Here is a 21,881-nt window from a genome sequence, read left to right as displayed (position 1 = left end):
CATCGACGTGACGAGCACGACGGTGATGATCAGGGCGGCGGCCACGATGCCTCCGCCGATGCCGGCGATGACGCCGAGCCGACGTCGGCGATCACGCTTCGCGTGCGCGGCGCGGAGTTCGCGTGCGCGCTCCCGCGCGGCCTCGCGCGATTCACTCATGGATCCTCGATCGGGTGGGCCCTGTTCTAGGGGTACAGGCGGCGCCAAGGTACTGCACTCGGCGGACCACGGGCAACCGCGGCGAGGCATCAAGCGCCGGGACGAGCGTAGGGTCCCACACTGGGAGGCCGCCGGATGCCGGCTGAATCCGCCGGTCTCGCCTGTGCCATAATCGGGGGTGCCGCGTCCGACGACGCACGTGGCAGTTCACCCATTCACAACGGATCGTTCGGCACGTACCGCCGATGAAGGGAAGTACGTTCACCATGGCAACTGTCACTTTCGACAAGGCCAGCCGGGTCTACCCCGGCTCCACCCGCCCCGCGGTCGACCAGATCGACCTGGAGGTCGCCGACGGCGAGTTCCTCGTCCTCGTCGGACCCTCGGGATGCGGCAAGTCCACCACCCTCCGCATGCTCGCCGGCCTCGAAGAGGTCAACTCCGGCCGCATCCTCATCGGCGACCGCGACATCACCGACGTGCCGCCGAAGGATCGCGACATCGCGATGGTGTTCCAGAACTACGCGCTGTACCCGCACATGACGGTCGCCGAGAACATGGGCTTCGCGCTCAAGATCGCCGGCGTCAACAAGGAGGAGCGCGCCGAGCGCGTGCTCGAGGCGGCGAAGCTGCTCGACCTGGAGCCCTACCTCGGCCGCAAGCCGAAGGCGCTCTCCGGCGGTCAGCGTCAGCGCGTCGCGATGGGCCGGGCGATCGTGCGTCAGCCGCAGGTGTTCCTCATGGACGAGCCGCTGTCGAACCTCGACGCGAAGCTGCGCGTGCAGACCCGCACGCAGATCGCGTCGCTGCAGCGTCGCCTCGGCGTCACCACCGTCTACGTCACGCACGACCAGACCGAGGCCCTCACGATGGGTGACCGCATCGCGGTGCTCAAGGACGGCGTCCTGCAGCAGGTCGGCACCCCGCGCGACCTCTACGAGAACCCGCAGAACGTGTTCGTCGCCGGCTTCATCGGCAGCCCCGCGATGAACCTGTTCGACGCCGACATCGTCGACGGCGGCCTGAAGTTCGGCACCGCCACGGCGAAGGTCGAGCGCGAGGTCACCGCCGGCACGAAGGCCAAGAAGGTCACGATCGGCGTCCGCCCCGAGGACCTCACGATCGCCACGTCGGGCACGGGCCTGCCGGTCGACGTCGACGTCGTCGAGGAGCTCGGCGCCGACGGCTACCTCTACGGCCACACCGACCTCGACGGCTCGCGGGTCGAGATCGTCGTGCGCGTCGACGGCCGCAACCACCCGAACCCCGGCGACAAGATCGTCGTCACCCCGACGCCGGCGCACATCCACGCGTTCGACGTCGAGACCGGCGAGCGCCTGTCGAAGCCGGTCGTCGCCTCGAAGGCCTAGTCCTTCACGAGACCCGCTCCACGAGAACGGCCCCGCCCTCCAGGAGGGGGCGGGGCCGTTTCCGTTCCGCGCGACTACCGGCGCCGGAACTTCGACCAGGCGTCGAACCCGACCGCGACGAGGATGATCGTGCCGAGCGCGATCCCCTGGAACAACGGGTCGATCCGCAGCAGCGTGAACCCGTTGTAGAGCATCGCGATGAACAGGATGCCGAGCACGGTGCGCCACACCGCACCCTCGCCGCCGAGGATCGACGTGCCGCCGACGACGATGCCCGCGAGCACCGTGAAGGTGAGTGTCGTCGCGATCGCGTCGTTCTCAGGCACGGATGGTGTTCGTGCGAGGTCGAGCACGCCCGCGACGCCCGCCGCCAGACCGGTGAGGGCGAAGGTCGAGATGCGCACGAGGTTCACCCGGATGCCGGCCAGCCGGGCCGCCTCGGCGTTGCCGCCCGCGGCGTAGACGTAGCGCCCGAAGGTCGTGCGCCACAGCACGATCGCGAGGATCACGATGATCACGAACGCGATCCAGGTCGGCAACGAGACGCCGAGCGGCTTGGTGGTGGCGAGCCAGCGGAACTCGGGGAAGTCGACGCGGATCTGCCCGACCCCCTGCTTGCCGAACTGCGACACCAGTTTCGTCGCACCCAGGATGATGAAGCTCATCGCCAGGGTCGCGATCAGCGGATTGATCTTCAGATAGGTGATGATCACGCCGTTGGCGAGGCCGACGAGCAGACCCGCGAGCACCCCCGCGGCGATGCCGAACCCGGCGCCGGCTTCGCCGCCGACCTTGATGATGACCGTTCCGCAGATCACCGCCGTGAACATGTAGGTGGCGCCGATCGACAGGTCGATGCCGCCGGCGATGATCACCAGCGTGCTCGCCGCGGCGACGATGAGGATGCCCGCCTGCCGATCGAGCACGTTGCCGATGTTCTGCGGCCCGAGGAACGCCGGGCTGCCGATCGACAGGGCGATGAACACCGCCAGGAACGGCACGACGATGGCGATCGAACGCCACGGCACCCGCTGCCAGGGGCTCGGCGACGCCGCGACGTCGATGATCTTGATGCCGATGGTGTCGCTCATGCGTCCTCGTTCGTGATGGGGTCCGCGAAGGCCGCGGTGATGATGTTCTCTTCGGTCATCTCGTCGCCGGCGAACTCGCCCACGATCCGCCCGCCGCGCACCACGAGGATGCGATGCGCGAGGCCGAGCACCTCCTCGACGTCGGAGGAGATGACCAGGACGCCGATGCCCTGGGCGGCCTGCTCGACGATGAGGTCGTAGATCGCGCGCCGCGACCCGACGTCGACGCCCCGGGTGGGCTCGTCGGCGATGAGTACCTTGCGGGGGCGCTGGAGTGCGCGCGCGAACAGCACCTTCTGCTGGTTGCCGCCCGACAGGGCCGCGACGTTCCGGCGGTCGTCGCCCGCGACGGTCACCCGCGTCAGGATCTCCCGGGCCTGGCGACGCTCGCGCGCGGTGCGCACCCAGCCGCCGGGCGCGAGTTCGCCGAGGTTGGAGAGGGTGACGTTCTGCCGGATCGGCCGACCGAGCACGAGTCCCTGCTCCTTGCGCGACTCGGGGATCAGGAAGATCCCCTGGCTCAGCGCCGCGGGCACGGTGGGCCCGCATTCGACCCCCGACACCTCGACGCGGCCGCCGTAGCGACGCACCGCGCCGTACACGGCGTGCGCGATCTCGCTGCGTCCGGCTCCGACCAGTCCGGCGAGCCCGACGATCTCGCCGGGCTTGATCGACAGCGAGACGCCGTTGACCCCGGGAGCGACGAGATCGCGCACGGTGAGCACGTCGTCGCCGCCCGTCGGCGCCGGAGGCTTCGGCGGGAAGACCGAGCCGAGTGTGCGGCCGAGCATCCCCTCGATCAGGGTGGCCTCGGTCTCCTGCGCGGCCGGTGCCGTGCGGATCAGGTGTCCGTCGCGGAGGATCGTGACGGTATCGCACAGCTCGAGCACCTCCGCCAGGAAGTGCGAGATCAGCAGAACCGTGTGCCCGGACGCGGCCAGCTGGCGCACGACGCCGTGCAGCAGCTCGGTGTCGTGCGCGGAGAGCGCGGCGGTCGGCTCATCCATGATGATGAGCGAGGCCCCGCGCGCGAGGGCGCGGAGGATCTCGACCTTCTGCTGGTCGGCGGTCCGTAGCGCGCCGACGAGGGTGTCCGGGTCGAGGGTGAATCCGGTGCGTTGCGCCAGCGCGAGGTACGCCTTGCGGAGCTTGCGGCGGTTCACCCACCCCAGGGTGCGCGGCTCGCGTCCGAGGAAGACGTTCTCGGCGACGGAGAGCCCGGGCACGAGGGCGAGTTCCTGGGCGATCGCGGCGATCCCGCGGTCGAGGGCCTCGCGCGGGGTCCCGAAGCTCGTCTCCTCCCCGTCCACCAGGAGGGCGCCGGTGTCGGCGCTGTAGATCCCGGCGATGATCTTGCTGAGCGTCGACTTGCCCGCCCCGTTCTCACCGACCAGGGCGTGCACCGAGCCCGGCTCGAGACGCAGATCGATGTCGGTCAGGACCGGCAGGCCGCCGAAGGACTTGCCGACACCCCGCAGCTCGATGAGGAGCTGCGGGGTGCCGGCGACCGAATCAGTCGGCACTGTTATCCGGCCCACTCGCCGGTGAACTGGTCGGCCGTGTCCTGCGTGATGACGCCGTTGTTCGGGAAGTCCGCGAACGGGTCGACGTCGCCGTGGTCGTTGCCGTTGCGCAGCGCGTCGATGAGCGCCTCCATGCCCAGGCGGCCCGTCGTGGCGGGAGCCATCAGCACGTCGGAGAACACGCTGCCGTCGGCGACGTGCTCCTGACCCCACACCGATCCTCCGTAGCCGACGAGCAGGAAGTCGCTCATCGACATCCCGGCGGCCTCGATCGCGAGCGCGGCACCCTGGAGGCCCTGGTCCGACGTGACGATCGCGTCGATGTCCGGGTTGGCGGTCAGGATGTCGGCGACGGCGGTCTGGGCCGCAGCCGGGTTCCAGAAGGTCTCGCCCTCGGCGACGACCGTCACCGGGGTTCCCGCGGTGACCTCGTTGAAGGCATCCCACAGCGCGATGCTCACCGCGGAGGTCTTGAGGTCGTGGAGGTAGGCGACGTTGCACGGGTCGAGGTTCTTCGACGCACACGCCTCGACGGCCTGCTCACCGAACTTCTGGCCGAGGATCGAGCCGACGAACACGACGTTCGCCGACAGCCCCTCGAGCTGGGTCGCGCCGCTCGTGAAGTCGTCGCCCAGGATCTGGTCGATGTTCACCACGGTGATGCCCGCGTCGAGCGCGCCCTGTACCGCGTCGAGGATCGCCGGGCCGTAGATCGGCTGCACGATCATTCCGTCGTACTGGCCCGACGCGACGACGTCCTGGATCAGCGTGGCCTGGAGGCTCGGGTCGAGGTTGCCGTCGAAGACGGTGAGCTCGGCGTTGTTCTCGTCGGCGACGCGCTGCGCCTCGGCGAGCATCGGCTCGTCGTAGGTGTTGGCGACGGCGAACGAGATGTAGGCGATCTGGAGGGTCTCCTCCTCACCGCCGCCGCTCTCGGCCGGAGCCTGGCAGCCCGCGAGTGCGAGGGCCGCGGTGGCGACTCCCGCCACGAGGGCGAAGCGGCTGATCGCCGCGGAACGTGAATGCCTCATGCTGACTTCTCCTTTGAAATCGGGCCGGAACCCCCGATCCGCTTCGGTCGGGAGGTTGCCTTTCAGTGGCACTGTACACGGCTGTGCGCTTTGCCTGAAGTGTTCGGGAGCATTGAGGCGCAATTGTTTCCTGGGAGCGCAAGTGTGTCAGTTGCCACCGAACTCGAGGATTGCGCGCGCGCTGACAACCCGGCAATGTGTAGTCGGACTGAACTAGTGCGAGGGAGCACCACCATGGGCATGACGACCACCCAGTGGCTCGACGGATACCGCGTCGCGTGGGAGACGCGCGACCCGGATGCCGCCGCCGCGCTGTTCACGGAGGACGCCAGCTATCGCGAGGAGCCCTACGCCGAACCGTTCGTCGGCCGCGACGGCGTGCGCGACTACTGGGCCAGGGTGACGGCGACCCAGGAGGACATCGAGTTCCGCTCCGGCACCCCCCTCACCGTCGGCGACCGGGCGGCCGTCGAGTGGTGGGTCACCCTCCGCAACGGCGGCGTCGAAGTGACACTCGCCGGCGAGTTCTGGCTCGTTTTCGACGAGAACGGCCTGTGCCGCGAGCTGCGCGAGTACTGGCACTTCGGCGAGGGCCGCCGCACCCCACCGGCGGGCTGGGGCGTCTGAGCCAGCAGCTCGGGCGAGGACTCAGTCGAGGACGAGCGGAGCGAGCCGTGCCCGCGCCTCGATGAGGTCGAGCGCGTGGGCATCCAACCGCCGGTCCTCGTCGCTGCGCAGCACGAGCGGGCGAACCGGGGCGGCTCGTCCGTCGTCGCCGCGGTCGACGAACACCGACATGCACTGGGTCGTCGCCGCCATCGCGCCCGGGTCGGTGGGCGGTGCCGACCGCACGTGCACTGCGACATGCAGGCTGTGCGGCCCGGTGTGGATGAGTCGGGCGTCGAGTTCGACGAGGTGCCCGATCCGGATCGGCCGGAAGAAGTGGATCCCGCCCGAGTAGACCGCGACCGCGCGGTCCGACGACCAGCTCGCGGCGCAGGCGAACGCGGTCTCCTCGATCCAGCGCATCACGGTGCCGCCGTGGGCGTTCCCGCCCCAGTTGACGACGGCGGGGGCAGCCAGGAACCGGAACGTCGTGCGCGGCGTGGTGCCCGCATCCGTGTACTGCTGCGCGAGCATCGCATCGCGGATCTGGCGCCGCGCCTCCAGCCGCTCCTCGGCGTTCTCGTGCAACGCGCGCTCGTCGTCGGTGCGCGGCGCCCAGGCGGGCACCTCGCGGGGCCTGCCCTCACCGTCGACCGCCACGAAGACCAGCAGGCAGTGGGTGGCGCGCGCGTACTCACGGGTCTCGACGTCCGCGGCGTCGATCACGACGAGCACCTGCATGCTCGACCGGCCGGTGTGGATGATGCGCGCATGCGCCTCGATGAGGTCACCTGGCGCGATCGGGCGGCTGAAGTGCACGTTGCCGACGTACGCGGTGACGCAGTACCCGCCGCTCCAGCCGACGGCGCACGCGTAGCCCGCCTTGTCGATCCACTCGAGCACGCTGCCGGCGGCGACGATGTCACCCCCCACGGTCGCGTCCTGCGGCGCGGCGAGGAACCGCAGGGTCAGGCGATCGTCCATGCGCCCAGGCTGGCAGATCTACAGCAGCGCGGTGACGGGATTCTCGATCCGTCGCACGAACGCCGCCATCCATTCGGCCGCGACGGCGCCGTCGACGACGCGGTGGTCGGCCGACAACGTCACCGTCATCACGGTGCCGACGGCGAGCACGCCGTCGTCGACGACGGGCTGCTGCTTGGCTGCGGCGACCGCGAGGATGCCGGACTGCGGCGGGTTGAGGATGGCCGAGAACTCGTCGACGCCGTACATGCCGAGGTTCGACACCGAGAAGCTGCCGCCCTCCAGCTCCTGCTGCTGCAGACGCCCGGCTCGGGCGCGCTCGGCGAGTTCGGCGACGACCTGGCTGACCTCGAGCAGCGACATCCGGTCGACGCCGCGCAGCACGGGCGTGAGCAGCCCGCCCTCGACGGCGACCGCGACCGCGACGTCGGCACCGGTGAAGCGCAGGATGTGGTCGCCGCCCCAGATCGCGTTGGCGGCGGGCACCTCGACGAGGGCTCCCGCGACGGCTTTGAGCACGAAGTCGTTGACGCTGACCTTGCGAGGCGCGGCCTCGTTCACCTGGGTGCGCAACGCCAGGAGACGGTCGACGCGGCAGTGGGCGGTGACGTAGAAGTGCGGCACCGTCGTCTTGCTCTCGGTGAGCCGTCGCGCGATCGCCTTGCGCATTCCGGAGAGCTTCTCGGGCGTGCCGGTGGCCGGTCCTGCGCCCGCGGCAGGCGGCGTCGCCGGGGTCGGGGCCGCGGCGGTCAGGCCGTCGAGGTCACGACGCACGATCCTCCCGCCGGGTCCGGTTCCGGTCACTCCGGAGAGGTCGAGGCCCCGCTCGCGGGCGAGCCGGCGCACGATCGGACTCGCGACGAGCCGCCCGGAGGGCACCCCCGGCGGAGGCGACGCCACCGACGCCTCCACCGGGGGCTGCTGAGGAGCCGCGGGCGTCGTCGCCGGCGCGGTCTCGGGTTCGGGGGCCGCGGGCGCGGCGGTGGGTTCGGGGACGGTGGCGGACTGGGCCACGGTCGGTGACGGCGCACCGGCGGCGGCGAGCGCGGGCGCGATCGCGTCGTCGCCCTCCCCCGCCTCGAGGATGACGGCGATCGGCGCGCCGACGTCGATCGTGTCGCCCTCGGGCACGAGCAGGCGCCCGACGGTGCCGGCGACCTCGGCCGCGTACTCGACGACGGCCTTCTCGGTCTCGATCTCGGCGAGGACGTCGCCGACGGCGACCTGTTGCCCGGGCTGCGCGACCCAGGTCTGGATGGCGGCTTCGGTCACGCCGGCGAGAGCGGCCGGCATCCGCACCACGCTCGCCATCAGCGGCCGCCCATCCCGGCGCGCACCCGCTCGAGGCCGGCGACGACCTCCTCGGTCCGGGCGATCGCGGCGCGCTCCAGCACCTTCGAGATGCTCGGACTCGCCTCGCTGCCGGTCACCCGCTGCACGGGCTGGTCGAGGTGGTCGAACAACCTCCGCTGGATCTCATCCGCCAGCCACCCGCCGTAGGAGGTGCCCTGCGCACCCTGTTCGACGATCAGCACCGCGTTGGTCTTCGTCACGCTCGCCTCGATCGTCGCCCAGTCGATCGACGCTCGATCGAGCCAGCGCAGATCGATGAGCTCCCCGTCGATCCCGGTCTGCTCGATCGCCTCGAGCGAGTGCGCGACCATCGACAGGTACGAGATCACCGTGACATCCGACCCGGCGCGGCGGATCGCGGCCGTGCCGGGCGGGATCACGTAGTCGAGGTCGCCCTCGGGGATCGTGTCGGCGGTGCCGTAGAGGTCGACGTGCTCGATCACCAGCACCGGGTCCTGCAGGGCGAGCGCGGCGTTCATCAGCCCGACGTAGTCCGCCGCCGACGACGGGGCGACGATGCGCCACCCGGGTGCCGTCGCGAAGATCCCCGCGGGGTCCATGAGGTGCTGCGACCCGTAGCCCGAGCCCATCGCGACCTTCGTGCGCAGCACGAGCGGCACCGGGTTGTCGCCGCCGAACATGTGCCGCGCCTTGCCGATCTGGTTGAACACCTGATCGGCCGCGACCCACATGAAGTCGGGATACATGAACTCCACGACGGGCCGGAACCGGCCGTCCAACGCCAACCCGCCGCCGAGGCCGGTGAACGCGTTCTCGCTGATGGGAGTACCCAACACCCGGCCCTCGCCGGGGGTGTCGGCCCCGTACTTCTTCCACAGGCCCTTGGTGGCGCCGTTCGTGCCGCCGTTCAGCCGGTGCACGTCCTCGCCCATCACGACGATGCGCGGGTCCTGATCCATGCGCCGGTCCATCACGGCCGCGACGGCATCCACGAATTTGATGTCGGTCGTCGCACCGCCCGCCGGCATCGCGGGAAGCCCCGCGAGCTCGCTGGCGTCGCCGCGGATGCCCACGTCGACGAAGCCGGGGTCGGGCCACAGTTCGGGGCGGATGCGACGCGTGCCCGGGTTGTCGGGGTCGGCCTCGACGAGCTCGCCCGCAACCTCGGCCATGACCGCCTGCACCGTCTCGCGCAGCGCCAGCACCGCCGCCGCGTCGAGCAGCTTGAGCTTGGTCATCTCGGCGGCGACGCGCTCCAGCGGGTCACGGGCTCGCCAGGTCTGCTCCTCGTCCTTCGTGCGGTAGCCGAAGGCGCTGCCCGGGTAGGGGCCGTTCTGGTGGAAGAACCGGTACACCTCGGCCTCGATCACCGCGGGACCGTCGCCCGCGCGCATCCGCTCGGCCGCCTCCTCCATCGCGAGGTGCACGGCGAGCGGGTCCATGCCGTCGACGCGCCAGCCCGGGATGCCGAAGCCCTGCCCGCGCACGGACAGCCGGGTGTCGGCGGTGATCTCCGAGACGTGGGTGGAGACGCCGTACATGTTGTTCTCGATGAAGAACGCGACGGGCAGCTTCCACGTCGCGGCGAGGTTCATCGACTCGAGCACCGAGCCGATCTGGCTCGCGCCGTCGCCGAAGAAGTTGATCGTCAGGTCGCTGTCACCGGCGGTCGCGCTGTGCTTCTGCGCCCACGCGTTGCCCGCGGCCATCGCGGCCCCTCCCCCGACGATCGCGTTCGTGCCGAGCGCCCCGGCCTCGAACCACTGGAGGTGCATCGAGCCGCCGCGCCCCCGGCAGTAGCCCTCGGCGAGACCGAGGATCTCGGCGAGCGTGCGGCGCAGCACCGTGCGGATCTCGGGGGTCACGAGGTTCGCCAGATCGAGCCTGCCGCCCGAGACGTGCGTGATCGCCTTGGCGAGGAACTGGTGGTGTCCGCGGTGCGACCCGTTGACGGCATCCGTCGAGCGCAGGCCGACGATCGAACCGACCGCGCCGCCCTCCTGGCCGATGCTGGAGTGCGCCGGCCCGTGCACGAGGCTCTCGGCGGCGAGCTCGAGCACCGTCTCCTCGAAGGCCCGGATGAGGTGCAGTTGCCCCAGCATCGTCGCGAGGAGCGCCGGATCGGCGGCCTTCCAGTCGGCCGCAGTGGTCGTCAACTCGACCCAGGGCGTTCCGGTCTGCAGACTCCGTCGTTGGGGCATGGCGGCAGGTTAGACCGGATTGAATCCAATCGCAATGGGATCGGAGGAAATAATGCCCTTGCCCTCGCCGATCAGGGTGTTATTGTATCCAACATGGCAGGGCTGCCCGGGCTCCGTGGAGCCGACCACTTCGGCTTCACCGTTCCCGACCTCGACGAGGCGGAACGCTTCCTCGTCGACGTGCTCGGCGCGGTGCCGGTGTACACCCTCGGCGCGAAGCGCGCCGACGACGACTGGATGACGACGCAGCTCGGCGTGCATCCGCGCACCGTCATCCGCGAGATCCGCTTCTACCGGCTCGCCTCGGGCCTCAACCTCGAGGTGTTCGCCTACGACGCCGCCGACGGACAGGCCGGACCGCCGCGCAACAGCGACATCGGCGGCCACCACCTCGCGCTCTACGTCGACGACCTCGACGCCGCCGTCGCCCACCTCCGCGCACACGACGTCGAGATCATGGGCGAACCGGTCGCGAGCGCGGGAGCCTCCGCCGGCCAGCGCTGGCTGTACTTCCGTTCCCCCTGGGGCATGCAGTTCGAGCTCGTCAGCTATCCCGACGGCAAGGCGTACGAAGCGGGCGCGCCCGTGCGGCTCTGGCATCCCGCGCACCCGGCAGAATGAGTGGTGTGACCGCGCTCCCCCTCCACGGTGCGGCGGGAGCCCGGATCGCGAGCGAACTGCGGGACGCGATCCTCGCCGGCGAGTACGCCCCCGGCGCCCGCATCCGGCAGGAGGACCTCGCCGACCGCCACGGGGCGAGCCGGCTGCCGGTGCGCGAGGCCCTGCGGATGCTCGAGGCCGAGGGCTTGCTGACCCTCGTCGCGAACACCGGGGCGTGGGTGACGAAGCTCACCCTCGCCGACTGCGAAGAGCTGTACCGCATCCGCGAGCGGATCGAGCCGCTGCTGCTCTCCTACAGCGTTCCGCGGCTCGGCGCGTCGGCGATCGACCGTCTGGCCGCGCTCGCCGACGCGATGGAGACCGCCGACGACGTCGAGCAGTTCCTCGCGCTCGACCGCGACTTCCACCTCGGCAGCTACGCCGCCGCCGACACCGCCGTGCTCGGCGACCTCGTCCTCGGGCTCTGGAACCGCACCCAGCACTACCGCCGCGCCTTCACCCGGGTCTTCCGCTCGGCCGGAGAACGCAGCGTGCACCACGACCACCAATTGCTCGTCGCGGCCTTCCGGCGCGGCGACATCGAGGAAGCCGAACGCACCCTCGCCGCCCATATCCGCCGGACGCGCCTCGAGCTCGCCCGGCATCCCGAGATCTTCGGATAGGAACCCCATGGCCATCGCGACCGTCAACCCCGCCACCGGCGAGACCGAGAAGACCTTCGAGCCGCACTCGGCGGCCGAGGTCGAGCGGCGGCTCGCGCTCGCCGCCGCGGCGTTCCAGACCCTGAAGGGCACGACCTTCGCCCAGCGTGGCGAATGGATGCGGGCCGCCGCCGACCTGCTCGACGCCGACCTCGAGCCGCTCGCCGAAATCCTCACCCGCGAGATGGGCAAGCCGATCGGCGCCGCGCGCGCCGAGGTGAAGAAGTGCGCCAAGGGGATGCAGTTCTACGCCGAGCACGCGGAGGGCTTCCTCGCCGACGAACCGCTCGCCGACCCGTCGGCCGTCGGCGCCTCCCGGGCCGTCGCGCGCTACCAGCCGCTCGGCGTCGTGCTCGCCGTCATGCCGTGGAACTACCCGCTCTGGCAGGTCGTGCGGTTCGCGGCCCCGGCGCTGATGGCCGGCAACACGGGCGTGCTCAAGCACGCGTCGAATGTGCCCCAGTCGGCGCTGTACCTCGACTCCCTGTACACCCGCGGCGGATTCCCGGAGGGCTCGTTCATCACCCTCCTGATCGGGTCGGCCGAGGTCGCCGCCGTCATCGAGGACCCGCGGGTGCGCGCGGTCACCCTCACCGGCTCGGAGCCGGCGGGCCGCTCGGTCGCGTCGACCGCCGCCGCCCAGGTGAAGAAGTCGGTGCTCGAACTCGGCGGCTCCGACCCGTTCATCGTCATGCCGAGCGCCGACCTGGGGGCGGCGATCTCCACCGCCGTCGACGCCCGCACCGTCAACAACGGGCAGTCCTGCATCTCGGCGAAACGGTTCCTCGTGCACGACGCGGTCTACGACGAGTTCCTCGCCGGGTTCACGGCGGCGATGTCGGCTCTGCGCATGGGCGACCCCCTCGACGAGCAGACCCAGGTCGGTCCGATCGCGACGGCGGGCGGGCGGGCGGAGCTGGCCGAGCTCGTCGAGGACGCGCGGGCGAAGGGCGCCGACATCCTCGTGGGCGGCACCGTTCCCGACGGGCCCGGCTGGTTCTATCCGCCGACCGTCGTGACGGGTGTCACCGGCGAGATGCGCCTGCACCTCGAGGAGACCTTCGGCCCGGTCGCGACCGTCTACCGCGTTCGGGATGCCGACGAAGCCATCGCCCTCGCCAACGTCACCGACTTCGGGCTCTCGTCGAGCGTGTGGACGACCGACGCGGCCGAACGCGACCGGTTCGAGCGCGAGATCGAGGCCGGCGCGGTGTTCGTCAACGGGATGACGATCTCCTACCCCGAGCTGCCGTTCGGCGGCATCAAGAACTCCGGCTTCGGGCGCGAACTCGCCGCCGCCGGCATCCGCGAGTTCTGCAACCTCAAGACCGTGTGGGAGAAGTGATGAGCACCCTCGGATTCCTCGGCCTCGGCACGATGGGGCGCGAGATGGCGCGCCGCCTGGTGGATGCCGGACACGACGTCATCGTCTGGAACCGCTCCGCCGACGCGGTCGCCCCGCTCGTCGAGGCCGGGGCCCGGGCGGCGGAGACTCCCGCGGAGGCCCTCGCCGCGCCGATCTCGTTCTCGATGCTCGCCAACGACGAGGCCGCCGATCACGTGCTCTCGGCCGACCACCTCGCCGGGGAGCCCGGTCGCCTGCACGTCTCGATGGCCTCCCTCAGCCCCGACGCGGCGTCGCGGCTCGCGCGGCGGCATGCGGAAGCCGGCGTCGGCTACCTCGCCGCCCCCGTGCTCGGCCGGTTCACCGTCGCGGCCGCCGGCGAACTCAACATCATCGCCGCCGGAGCCGCCGCCGACCTCGAGCGGGTCGCCCCGTACTTCGAGATCCTCGGCAAGCGGGTGTGGACCGTGGGTGCCGACCCGCGCATCGCCAACGTCGTCAAGGCGGCCGTCAACTACGACATCATCCATGCCTTCCAGGCGATCGCCGAGTCGGTCGCCCTCGTCGAGGCGAACGACGTGGATGCCGGCCTCTTCACCGAGTTGCTCTCCTCGACCCTCTTCCCCGGCCCGGTCTACACCGGCTACGGGGCGATGATCGCCGAGCGCCGCTACACGCCGCCGGGGTTCACGATGGCACTCGGGTCGAAAGACCTCGGGCTCGCCGAAGCGATCGCCGCCGAGGCCGGGATCGTGCTGCCGAGCGCCCCCGTGCTGCGCCGCGCCTTCGACACCGCGCTCGCCTCCGAGGACCTGAAGGATGTCGACTGGTCGGGCGTCGCCGAGATCACCCGCACGGGTCGCTACCCGACGGAGTAGGTGGCTGTTTGCCCGAAATGGCCCCTTCGCACTGCGCGATGGGGCCATTTCGGGCAAACAGCCCTCTCGGAGCTACGCCAGACGCCAGCCGCGGTCGAGGTGCAGGCTCTCGCCCGAGATCCCCTGGTTGCGCAGCAGGAACTGGGTGGCATCCACGATGTCGGCCATCGTCGCGAGCTCGCCGCCGGGGGTGCGCGAGGTGTACTGGTCGAGCACGCCCTCGGGCTTGCCCGCCCAGAACGGGCTGTCGCCGATGATGCCCGGGTGGATCGCGTTGACGCGGATCGGCGCGAGTTCGAGTGCCAGGGTGCGGGTCATCCCCTCGACCCCGCCGTTGATCGACGAGACGGTCGTCGATCCCGGGTAGGGGGCGTCCTTCGCCCGGCCGCCGAACAGCACGATGCCGGTCGCGCGGGTCGGCTCGAGGCGATCGAGCAGGGTGTGCACGGTCTCGGTGTAGCCGACCATCTTGAGCGTCACCAGCCGCTTGGCCTTCGCGATGTCGTAGTCGCGCACCGTGTTCGCGTCGCGTTCGATCGCGGCCAGCACGAGACCGTCGAGCCGCCCGACGCCGGCGAGGTGCCCGGCGATCGCCTCGGGCTCGGAGATGTCGAGGGCGATGCCGGAGGCGTTCGGGCCGAGACCGGCGGCGATCTCCTTCGTGCGGGCCTCATCCCGTCCGGTGATGATGACGCTGTCGCCCCGGGCGACGATGTCGCGGGCGAGTTCGAGGCCGATGCCGGAGGTGCCTCCGGCGACGAGGATCGTGCGAGTGGACATGGTGCTCCTTGGGAAGTGAGGGGGCGGCGGGCCTACGGCCGCGTCTCGCCGCGGCCTTCGGGGGTGTTGAGGTGGGACTGGGCGTCGCGCGCGGCGAGCATCGGGCCGTCGAACGTGTAGTAGCGGGTGCCGGCGATGAGCAGCTCTTCGGCCGGGAACTTGGTGATGACCTCGCAGCCGGTCGCCGTCACGACGACCTCCTCCTCGATGCGCGCGGCGCCCCACCCGTCGGCGGAGGGCCAGTAGGTCTCGAGGGCGAACACCATGCCCTCCTCGAGCACCTCGGGGTGGTCGAGCGAGACGAGACGGCTGAAGATCGGCTTCTCCCAGATCGACAGGCCCACGCCGTGGCCGTACTGGAGGGCGAAGGCGGCTTCTTCGTCGGCGAAGCCGAACTCCTGCGCGGTCGGCCAGACCTTCACGATGTCGGCCGTCGTGGCGCCGGGCTTCACGAGGGCGATCGCGTGGTCCATGTACTCCCGCGCCCGCGTGTAGGCGTCGCGCTGGGCGTTCGACGCCGAGCCGACGGCGAAAGTGCGGTAGTAGCACGTGCGGTAGCCGTTGAAGGAGTGCAGGATGTCGAAGAACGCCGGGTCGCCCGGACGGATGAGGCGATCCGAGAACACGTGCGGATGCGGCGAGCAGCGCTCGCCGGAGATCGCGTTGACCCCTTCGACGTACTCCGACCCGAGGTCGTACAGGGTCTTGGCGACCAGACCGACGGCCTCGTTCTCACGCACTCCGGGACGCAGGAAGCGGTAGAGCTCGTCGTAGGCGGCATCCACCATCGACGCGGCCTGCGTGAGCAGCCGGATCTCGTCACCGGTCTTGATGCGTCGCGCCTCCATGAACACCTGCTGACCATCGACGACGGTGATGCCGGCCTTCTGGAGGGCGAACAGGATCGGCAGCTCGATGACGTCGACGCCGAGCGGCTGGTTCGCGAGTCCGAACTTGTCGAGCTCCCGCTTGATCTTCGCGGCGACCTCGTCGGCGATGCCGGCGTCGGGGCTGAACGCGCCGCGCAGCGTCGAGATGCCGGCGCGGGCGCCGCCTTCGAGGCGCGGCCGGGTCGCCCCCTCGTGCGGCGCGCTCGGGTCGGCATCCATCTCGGCGGTCGTGCGGTCGAGCCAAGGGTTGTACAACTGGTGGTGTTTGGCGGCCGAGCCGAAGTCCCACGAGATCGGATCGGTGTTGCGGGTCAGCAGGCTGAAGCGGATCAGCTTGTCCATCGCCCAGGTGCCGATGTGGGTCGAGGTCATGTAGCGGATGTTCGAGAAGTCGAACGCCAGCACCGCGCCGAGCTCGCTGCGATCCAGCTCGGCCTTCAACCGCGCCAGCCGCTGCGAACGGAGGCGGTCGAAATCGATCCTCGCCTCCCAGTCGACGGCATTCATGCCCGTGGTTGCGGTGTCCTTCATCGGATCCTCCGGTCGGCGGCTCGTACTGCGACTCTCGTGCGTTCAGTGAGGCCGCATATCTGTTTAGCATAGATGAACACGCTCAGAACAGGCCCCCGTACTATCATCGGCCTTACGCGGGGCGCGGCCACCGGGTTTCCGCCCGGACTGAACGTTGTGACCGCAGAAGGGACCGGCGACAACGCCATGACTGCGGACATCGGAACGCGACTCCGCGCGGCGCGCCTCGAACGCGGGCTGAGCCTGCGAAGTGTCGCCCAGTCGCTCGGCGTCTCGGCATCCCTCATCTCCCAGGTCGAGACGGGCAAGACCCAGCCCTCCGTCTCCACCCTCTACGCGATGGTCAGCCACCTCGGGGTGTCGATGGACGAACTCCTCGGCGTGGGCCCGAGCCAGCCGACGGCCCCCGGCAAGCCACCCCTCATCTTCGGGCACAGCGGACCGGTGCTGCCCGCCGTGCAGCGCGCCGGCGAGAACCCCGTGCTCGAGATGGAGAACGGCGTGCGCTGGGAACGTCTCGCCGTCGGCGAAGGCGGCCCGGCGGATGCCCTGCTCGTCACCTACGAGCCCGGGGCGACGTCGTCGATCGAGTCCAAGCTGATGCGCCACTCGGGCATCGAGTACGCCTACCTGCTCGAGGGCGAACTCACTCTCCAGCTCGACTTCGACACCCACGTGCTGAGCCCCGGCGATTCGCTCCAGTTCGACTCCGTGCGGCCCCACTTGTACTCCAACCACGGCGCGACGGTCGCCCGCGGCATCTGGTTCGTCGTCGGCCGTCGCCAGCACAACCAGGCGATGCCGGCTCCCGCCGGAGCCGCTCCGGAGCGCACGCCGGGCGAGACCGGGCTCACGTCGGCGGTCGACGTGCTCCAGGCGATGGACCGGCTGAGCTAGCTACGACCTCGCGTGCACGGCCGGGCGCGCCTGCGTGGCCCACGGATCGATCAGGGTCTTGATCTGCCGCGCCGACCCGTCGACGAGCGGCTCGAGGCCGTCGGTGACGAGCCCCTCGAGTGGCACGACCTCGCCGGCGATGTCGCTCCAGTCGGACCGCGTGCCGAGCAGGCGCACGGCCTCGGGCAGGTCGGTGCCGTACACGTGCGCGACGGTGCCGACGATCGTCAGCTCCTTCATCGTCCACTCCGAGAAGAGCACGTCGATCGGCGTCTTCTGGATGCCGACCGGCACGATCGTCGCCCCGGAGCGGGCTGCCTCGAACACCGAGTCGATGCCCGGACGGCTGCCGCTGACCTCGAAGAAGACGTCGGCCTCCATCCCCAGCTCCGCGAGTCGGTCGGTCAGGGAGCTCTCCCCCGCGACGAGGGAGGCGTGGGCGCCGAGGGTCATGGCGAGGGCCAGGCGGTCGGCATCCCTGTCCACCACCAGCACACGCGCGCCGACGGCCGAGGCCGCCACCGTGATGAAGCTGCCGATGCCGCCGACACCGACGATGACGGCATCCTGACCGGCCTTCAGCCCGCTGCGGCGCACGGTGTGCACCGCGATCGACATCGGCTGGGCGAGCCCGAGCGTGTCCATCGGCAGGCCCGACGACGTGACGTCGAGCAGCGTGGACGCCGGTGCGACGACGTAGCCCTGCAGCCCGCCGTCGTGCTGCAACCCGAGGGTCGAGTAATTCCGGCAGAGGTTGGTGCGGCCGCTGCTGCACATCTTGCACTGCCCGCAGGCGATTCCCGCGCCGGCGACGACGGTGGCGCCGGGCGGGAACCCCTCGACGCCGGGTCCGGTGCGTTCCACCGTGCCGGCGAACTCGTGTCCGAGCACCATCGGCGGCCGCGCGAGCACCGGGCCGCGGGCGTACTCGGTCGCGTCGCTGCCGCAGATGCCGCAGACTCCGACGCGCACGAGCACCTCGCCGGGCCCGGGCTCGGGAACCTCGCGCTGCTCGAACGTGATGTCGTTCGGACCCCGGTAGACCGAGGCGGGGTAGTGCTGGTGGGTCACAGGTGGGCGTCCTCCGGTACGGGGAGCTGAGCCGCCATGCGCGACTCGAGCATCTTCCCCATGTGGTTCTCGTACACCGCGGCGTGCGCCGGGGAGTCGAGGTAGGCCGTGAGGCCCGCCTCGTCGCGGACGATCGCGGCGACCGCGTAGTCCGCCCCCGGCCGCAGCCGCAGGTTCTCACCGCACCGGTACGACACGAGTTCCGGGATCCCGTCGGCCATCTCCTGGAGCGCGACGGTGAGCGCGGCGACCTGGTCGGCGCTCACCCCCTCCTTCCAGGTGAACGCGACGAGATGCAGGATCACGATTCGGCCTGCACCTGGGCGGCGCCACCGTCGGTGTACGTGTACGGGTTCTGGATCGGCTCGTCGCGCTCGATCTCCGGGTGCATCCCCGCGGCCCAGGCCTCGGGGCCGAGCTGGCTGCGCACGTGCTCGACCGAGGCGGCGACCTTGTCGGCGATCGGCTTGAGCGGCAGCCCGATGCGCGCACCCTGGTACTTGACGACCTTGCCGTTGACCATGACCGTGTGGATGTCGGCGGTGCCCGCCTGGTAGACGACGTGCGCCTCCGGGTAGACGATCGGCGTCATCGCCGGCGACTCGTCGTTCTTGATGAGCAGCAGGTCGGCCTTCTTGCCGGGCGTGATCGATCCGAGGTCGTGCTCGCGTCCGATCGACTTCGCCCCACCCATGGTGGCCATGTGCAGCACGTCACCCGCGGTGAGGCGGTTGGCGACGATCGTCTCGTTCTTGGCGTGGGCCTCGAGGTGGTCGCGCGACCGGTCGGCGGAGAGCGTCGCGCGCATCGCCGAGAAGAAGTCGGCGCTCCACCACACGCTCGTGTCCATCGAGAGGGACGCCGGGATGCCGTGGCGGCGAATCGTCCACGTCGAGGGGTAGCCCTGGCCGGCGCTCTGCTCGCTCTCGGTGGCGACCGAGACCGTGCCGCCCGACGCGGCGATCTTCTGGTAGCTGCTCTCGCCGAGGCTCGTCGCGTGCACATAGGTGACCTTGTCGGTCATGTAGCCGGCATCCCACATCTGGTCGATCGAGGTGTCGGTCGTCGCGCCCCACACACCCGCGTGCGTGGTGACCCGCAGGTCGAACTCGCGCGCCGTCTTGAATCCGCCCTCCTCCGGGAACTCGGGGGCGCCGGTGACGTCGAACGCGATCTCGAAGTCGATGAGGTCGTGCTTGCCGATGTTGTCGGAGAGGAACTTCTTGAACGCCGGGTCGGTGGCCCAGTCGTTCGGGCTGCCCATGTGGTTGCCGTAGGCGAACACGAAGCGGCCCGGGATGTCCTGCAGCGCCTGCAGCGCGGCTTCGCCGTGCTCGAGGCTGCGGAGGCCGTGCGACCAGTCGAGGGTCGTCGTGACGCCGGTGTCGACCGACTCGAGGGCGCTCAGCAGGTTGCCCGCGTAGATGTCTTCGGGGCGGAACGCGAAGCCGTGCTGGAGGTAGTAGAAGACGAAGTACTGGCTGAGCGCCCAGTCGCCGCCGTAGCCGCGGAGGTTGGTCTGCCACATGTGGCGGTGCGTGTCGATGAAACCGGGCGTGATGATGCCGCCGGTCGCGTCGATCTCGAGCGCGTCCGCGGGGACCTCGAGCTTGTGCCCGACGGCGGTGATCGTGTCGCCGGTGACGAGCACGTCGGCGTTCTCGAGCGTTCCGGCGGAGTCCATCGTGATGACGGTCGCGTTGCGGAAGACGACGGGGCGGCCCGCGGCGAACTCGGCGGGCTGGGGCTGGTTGGACATGGGACTCCAGTCGACGTTGAGTGGATGCCGGAACCGAGGGGTGGTGGTCCCGTGTTCAGTGAGGCTATACGTCTGTGAAGCGCCGGACAAGCTCTCGGGCCGCTTTCGGCACGAGCGCGCCGGATCCGGATCGCCTGGCGCAAAACGTTCACCAGACGTGAACGTCCTCGGCTAGGCTCGCGCCGTGTCCGAGAGAATCGCCGTCGTCGGTGCCGGTGCGAACGGAGCGGCCGTCGGAGCCGACCTCACGCGGGCCGGACTCGACGTCACCCTGATCGAGCAGTGGCCCCCGCACGTCGACGCGATGCGGGCGAACGGCGTGCGCGTCGAAACGCAGACCGCCGACGGCCTCGAGGTGGAGACCACCCCCGTGCGCGTGCACCACCTCTGCGAGGTCGCCGAGCTGCGCGAGAGATTCGACGCCGTACTCCTGCTCGTGAAGGCCTACGACACCCGGTGGGCGACCGAACTCATCGTGCCGCTCCTCGCCGACGACGGGCTCATCGCCGGGGTGCAGAACGGGATGACGGCGCTCGAGGTCGCCTCGATCGCCGGCGACTCCCGCACCCTCGGCACGGTCATCGAGGTCTCGTCGACGATGCACGAACCCGGGATCGTGCACCGTCACACGGCGCGCGAGAGTTCGTGGTTCGCGGTCGGCAGCCTCTCCCCCGCCACCCGCGGTCGCGAGCAACCGTTCGCCGACATCCTGCGCCACGTCGGGACCGTCTCGGTCGTCGACGACATCCTCGCCGCCAAGTGGATGAAGCTCGTCAGCAACGCGAGCGTGCTCGTCCCGACCGCCGCTCTCGGCCTGCCGATGGCCGACGCCCTCGTCGTGCCCGGCATGCGGGAGCTGATGACGCGCTCCGGCCAGGAGGCCCTCGACACCGGGATCGCGCTGGGTCACCCGGTGCTGCCGATCTTCGGCCTGAAACCCGAGGATGTCGCCACCCCCGCGACCGTGGTCTCGACGATGCTCGACACCCTCTACGCGGGTTTCGTCCGCCCCGGCGCGACGACGACGGTGCTGCAGGACTGGACGAAGGGCCGCCGCAGCGAAGCCGGCGACCTCAACGGCACCGTCGTCGCGGAGGCGGCGAAGGTCGGCGTCGCGACCCCCGTCAACGCCGCCCTCGTCGAGGTCGCGCGGAGGATCGAGTCGGGCGCCCTCGAGCCACGGCCCGACAACCTCGGCCTCATCCTCGACCTCGCCGGAGCCTGAGCCGCTTTCTGTTTTCAGGACGATCTGTTGAGGGAGTCAACAGAAGTCAGCCCGGCAGCCTGAGAACTCGACATCTCGCACGAGAACTCCTGAAAACGGAGAGGCCCCCCACGGGGGGCAAGTCCTCCCCAGTCGCTATCGGGCGCATCCTTAGGCAATTCAGCACGACATCCGAGCAGCGGATGCAGGATGCCTCGACGATCCGGGGATGTCCTCGGTCGGAGCCGTCATCGACGCCTTCGGCGCTCTCGCACGACGCGACCAGATCGTCGGTGCCGGGCTGAGCGGCACCGACATCACGGCCGCCGTTCGCCGCGGCGAGATTCGCCGCATCCGCCGAGCGCACTACGCGACGTGGCGCGCCTCTCCGGATGCCGTCGTGGCGGTGAGGATCGGAGGGAGGCTCGGCGGGCTGAGCGCCGCTCGGAGCTACGGGCTCTGGTCCGGATTCGACCCGCGCCTGCACGTCGTCGTTCCCGCGAACGCGTCGCGGCTGAGGATGATCCGCGGTGCCGAGAGCATCCAGCCGGATGTCGGCGAGCGCGAATCGGTCGTGCATTGGGCCGACGTCGAGCCGGCACGCGAATGCTGGCGGCCGACCCTCGACGACACTCTCCGGCAGGTCGCGGCCTGGGCCGACGAGGAGACCGCGCTGGCGACTCTCGACACGGCCCTCGATCTCGGTCTCGCGGCCCACGGGCAGCTCGTGCGCGCGTTCGCCGCCGAGCCCGCGGCATCCCGGGTTCGCGCCGCCGCGGCGGAGGCGGGCAGCGGGTCGGGGTACGAGTCGATCGTCGTCCGCCGGCTGCGCCGCCTCGGGCTCCACATCATCCAGCAGGTCGCCGTCCCCGGCGTCGGCCGGGTCGATGCCGAGATCGAGGGTCGTCTGTTCCTCGAGATCGAC

At 70.4% G+C, this 21,881-nt stretch carries 20 protein-coding genes; 9 read left to right on the top strand and 11 right to left on the bottom strand.

From position 1 onward, the window contains the following. Nucleotides 1–425: 425 nt before the first annotated feature. Nucleotides 426–1,529, top strand: coding sequence for an ABC transporter ATP-binding protein (locus tag ACILQS_RS09270; protein WP_395639840.1), 1,104 nt, complete (start codon nt 426–428; stop codon nt 1,527–1,529). Nucleotides 1,530–1,603: 74 nt separating this feature from the next. Here ACILQS_RS09270 and ACILQS_RS09265 read toward each other — a convergent pair whose 3' ends face one another. The 3 genes from ACILQS_RS09265 to ACILQS_RS09255 are packed head-to-tail and all read right to left on the bottom strand — an operon-like array spanning nt 1,604 to nt 5,174. Next, nucleotides 1,604–2,620: an ABC transporter permease gene (locus ACILQS_RS09265; RefSeq protein ID WP_395639839.1), complete on the bottom strand. Its 1,017-nt coding sequence runs from the start codon at nt 2,618–2,620 to the stop codon at nt 1,604–1,606. Continuing rightward, a complete protein-coding gene (locus ACILQS_RS09260; protein WP_395639838.1) occupies nt 2,617–4,143 on the bottom strand; it encodes a sugar ABC transporter ATP-binding protein in 1,527 nt (508 codons plus the stop codon). The genes ACILQS_RS09265 and ACILQS_RS09260 overlap by 4 nt, the downstream gene beginning before the upstream one ends. Before the next feature lie 2 nt (nt 4,144–4,145). Then, nucleotides 4,146–5,174, bottom strand: coding sequence for a sugar ABC transporter substrate-binding protein (locus ACILQS_RS09255; protein ID WP_395639837.1), 1,029 nt, complete (start codon nt 5,172–5,174; stop codon nt 4,146–4,148). A gap of 240 nt (nt 5,175–5,414) precedes the next feature. Between ACILQS_RS09255 and ACILQS_RS09250 the strand changes: the two genes are divergently transcribed. Next, the gene (locus tag ACILQS_RS09250; protein WP_395639836.1) at nt 5,415–5,801 is read left to right on the top strand and encodes a nuclear transport factor 2 family protein; all 387 of its coding nucleotides are present in this window, start codon (nt 5,415–5,417) and stop codon (nt 5,799–5,801) included. A gap of 21 nt (nt 5,802–5,822) precedes the next feature. Here the strand turns inward: ACILQS_RS09250 and ACILQS_RS09245 are convergent, their stop codons facing one another. The 3 genes from ACILQS_RS09245 to ACILQS_RS09235 are packed head-to-tail and all read right to left on the bottom strand — an operon-like array spanning nt 5,823 to nt 10,279. Continuing rightward, entirely contained in the window at nt 5,823–6,764 is a 942-nt protein-coding gene (locus ACILQS_RS09245) for an acyl-CoA thioesterase (protein WP_395639835.1), read from the bottom strand. An 18-nt stretch (nt 6,765–6,782) separates the two neighbouring features. Further along, the gene (locus ACILQS_RS09240; RefSeq protein ID WP_395639834.1) at nt 6,783–8,075 is read right to left on the bottom strand and encodes a dihydrolipoamide acetyltransferase family protein; all 1,293 of its coding nucleotides are present in this window, start codon (nt 8,073–8,075) and stop codon (nt 6,783–6,785) included. Next, nucleotides 8,075–10,279 (bottom strand): thiamine pyrophosphate-dependent enzyme, encoded by a 2,205-nt coding sequence (locus tag ACILQS_RS09235; RefSeq protein ID WP_395639833.1) that lies wholly within the window; start codon nt 10,277–10,279, stop codon nt 8,075–8,077. Before ACILQS_RS09235 ends, ACILQS_RS09240 begins: the two co-directional genes overlap by 1 nt. A 93-nt stretch (nt 10,280–10,372) precedes the next feature. Between ACILQS_RS09235 and ACILQS_RS09230 the strand changes: the two genes are divergently transcribed. The 4 genes from ACILQS_RS09230 to ACILQS_RS09215 are packed head-to-tail and all read left to right on the top strand — an operon-like array spanning nt 10,373 to nt 13,824. After that, nucleotides 10,373–10,900 carry a VOC family protein gene (locus ACILQS_RS09230; RefSeq protein ID WP_395639832.1) on the top strand — a complete coding sequence of 176 codons (528 nt, stop codon included), beginning with the start codon at nt 10,373–10,375 and terminating at the stop codon, nt 10,898–10,900. Then, nucleotides 10,897–11,562 carry a GntR family transcriptional regulator gene (locus tag ACILQS_RS09225; RefSeq protein ID WP_395639831.1) on the top strand — a complete coding sequence of 222 codons (666 nt, stop codon included), beginning with the start codon at nt 10,897–10,899 and terminating at the stop codon, nt 11,560–11,562. The genes ACILQS_RS09230 and ACILQS_RS09225 overlap by 4 nt, the downstream gene beginning before the upstream one ends. Before the next feature lie 7 nt (nt 11,563–11,569). Continuing rightward, nucleotides 11,570–12,946 carry an NADP-dependent succinic semialdehyde dehydrogenase gene (locus tag ACILQS_RS09220; RefSeq protein ID WP_395639830.1) on the top strand — a complete coding sequence of 459 codons (1,377 nt, stop codon included), beginning with the start codon at nt 11,570–11,572 and terminating at the stop codon, nt 12,944–12,946. Continuing rightward, nucleotides 12,946–13,824: an NAD(P)-dependent oxidoreductase gene (locus ACILQS_RS09215; RefSeq protein WP_395639829.1), complete on the top strand. Its 879-nt coding sequence runs from the start codon at nt 12,946–12,948 to the stop codon at nt 13,822–13,824. Before ACILQS_RS09220 ends, ACILQS_RS09215 begins: the two co-directional genes overlap by 1 nt. A gap of 72 nt (nt 13,825–13,896) precedes the next feature. Here the strand turns inward: ACILQS_RS09215 and ACILQS_RS09210 are convergent, their stop codons facing one another. Together ACILQS_RS09210 and ACILQS_RS09205 are read right to left on the bottom strand one after the other, a co-directional pair. Next, nucleotides 13,897–14,604 carry an SDR family NAD(P)-dependent oxidoreductase gene (locus tag ACILQS_RS09210; RefSeq protein ID WP_395639828.1) on the bottom strand — a complete coding sequence of 236 codons (708 nt, stop codon included), beginning with the start codon at nt 14,602–14,604 and terminating at the stop codon, nt 13,897–13,899. 32 nt (nt 14,605–14,636) lie between these two features. Next, complete coding sequence (locus ACILQS_RS09205; RefSeq protein WP_395639827.1) at nt 14,637–16,025, bottom strand: M24 family metallopeptidase; 1,389 nt, start codon at nt 16,023–16,025, stop codon at nt 14,637–14,639. A 156-nt stretch (nt 16,026–16,181) separates the two neighbouring features. On the opposite strand from ACILQS_RS09205, the gene ACILQS_RS09200 reads away from it, so the two are divergent. Continuing rightward, nucleotides 16,182–16,922, top strand: coding sequence for a helix-turn-helix domain-containing protein (locus ACILQS_RS09200; protein ID WP_395639826.1), 741 nt, complete (start codon nt 16,182–16,184; stop codon nt 16,920–16,922). On the opposite strand, the gene ACILQS_RS09195 is transcribed toward ACILQS_RS09200, so the two are convergent. From ACILQS_RS09195 to ACILQS_RS09185, 3 genes are read right to left on the bottom strand one after another with little or no spacing between them, the layout of a single operon-like run. Continuing rightward, on the bottom strand, nt 16,923–17,993 hold the full coding sequence (locus ACILQS_RS09195) for a zinc-binding dehydrogenase (RefSeq protein WP_395639825.1): 1,071 nt from the start codon (nt 17,991–17,993) through the stop codon (nt 16,923–16,925). Further along, entirely contained in the window at nt 17,990–18,298 is a 309-nt protein-coding gene (locus tag ACILQS_RS09190) for a Dabb family protein (RefSeq protein ID WP_395639824.1), read from the bottom strand. Before ACILQS_RS09190 ends, ACILQS_RS09195 begins: the two co-directional genes overlap by 4 nt. Beyond that, a complete protein-coding gene (locus ACILQS_RS09185; protein WP_395639823.1) occupies nt 18,295–19,752 on the bottom strand; it encodes an amidohydrolase family protein in 1,458 nt (485 codons plus the stop codon). The genes ACILQS_RS09190 and ACILQS_RS09185 overlap by 4 nt, the downstream gene beginning before the upstream one ends. Nucleotides 19,753–19,936: 184 nt before the next feature. Between ACILQS_RS09185 and ACILQS_RS09180 the strand changes: the two genes are divergently transcribed. Together ACILQS_RS09180 and ACILQS_RS09175 are read left to right on the top strand one after the other, a co-directional pair. Next, nucleotides 19,937–20,977, top strand: coding sequence for a ketopantoate reductase family protein (locus ACILQS_RS09180; RefSeq protein ID WP_395639822.1), 1,041 nt, complete (start codon nt 19,937–19,939; stop codon nt 20,975–20,977). Nucleotides 20,978–21,185: 208 nt separating this feature from the next. Next, nucleotides 21,186–21,881 (top strand): hypothetical protein (locus ACILQS_RS09175; protein WP_395639821.1); only part of this gene is annotated, 696 nt, incomplete at its 3' end.

It is taken from the genome of Pseudolysinimonas sp. (assembly GCF_044239695.1).
Classification (GTDB): domain Bacteria; phylum Actinomycetota; class Actinomycetes; order Actinomycetales; family Microbacteriaceae; genus Pseudolysinimonas_A.
The sequence above is the reverse complement of the archived record's forward strand: the minus strand, read 5'-3'. Positions and strand labels throughout refer to the sequence as shown.

What these genes read in the sequence shown, in the direction of transcription:
- ACILQS_RS09270 (WP_395639840.1), top strand. Translation starts at nt 426, where the DNA reads ATGGCAACTGTCACTTTCGACAAGGCCAGCCGGGTCTACCCCGGCTCC.
- ACILQS_RS09265 (WP_395639839.1), bottom strand. Translation starts at nt 2,620, where the DNA reads ATGAGCGACACCATCGGCATCAAGATCATCGACGTCGCGGCGTCGCCG.
- ACILQS_RS09255 (WP_395639837.1), bottom strand. Translation starts at nt 5,174, where the DNA reads ATGAGGCATTCACGTTCCGCGGCGATCAGCCGCTTCGCCCTCGTGGCG.
- ACILQS_RS09250 (WP_395639836.1), top strand. Translation starts at nt 5,415, where the DNA reads ATGACGACCACCCAGTGGCTCGACGGATACCGCGTCGCGTGGGAGACG.
- ACILQS_RS09245 (WP_395639835.1), bottom strand. Translation starts at nt 6,764, where the DNA reads ATGGACGATCGCCTGACCCTGCGGTTCCTCGCCGCGCCGCAGGACGCG.
- ACILQS_RS09240 (WP_395639834.1), bottom strand. Translation starts at nt 8,075, where the DNA reads ATGGCGAGCGTGGTGCGGATGCCGGCCGCTCTCGCCGGCGTGACCGAA.
- ACILQS_RS09235 (WP_395639833.1), bottom strand. Translation starts at nt 10,279, where the DNA reads ATGCCCCAACGACGGAGTCTGCAGACCGGAACGCCCTGGGTCGAGTTG.
- ACILQS_RS09230 (WP_395639832.1), top strand. Translation starts at nt 10,373, where the DNA reads ATGGCAGGGCTGCCCGGGCTCCGTGGAGCCGACCACTTCGGCTTCACC.
- ACILQS_RS09225 (WP_395639831.1), top strand. Translation starts at nt 10,897, where the DNA reads ATGAGTGGTGTGACCGCGCTCCCCCTCCACGGTGCGGCGGGAGCCCGG.
- ACILQS_RS09220 (WP_395639830.1), top strand. Translation starts at nt 11,570, where the DNA reads ATGGCCATCGCGACCGTCAACCCCGCCACCGGCGAGACCGAGAAGACC.
- ACILQS_RS09215 (WP_395639829.1), top strand. Translation starts at nt 12,946, where the DNA reads ATGAGCACCCTCGGATTCCTCGGCCTCGGCACGATGGGGCGCGAGATG.
- ACILQS_RS09210 (WP_395639828.1), bottom strand. Translation starts at nt 14,604, where the DNA reads ATGTCCACTCGCACGATCCTCGTCGCCGGAGGCACCTCCGGCATCGGC.
- ACILQS_RS09205 (WP_395639827.1), bottom strand. Translation starts at nt 16,025, where the DNA reads ATGAAGGACACCGCAACCACGGGCATGAATGCCGTCGACTGGGAGGCG.
- ACILQS_RS09185 (WP_395639823.1), bottom strand. Translation starts at nt 19,752, where the DNA reads ATGTCCAACCAGCCCCAGCCCGCCGAGTTCGCCGCGGGCCGCCCCGTC.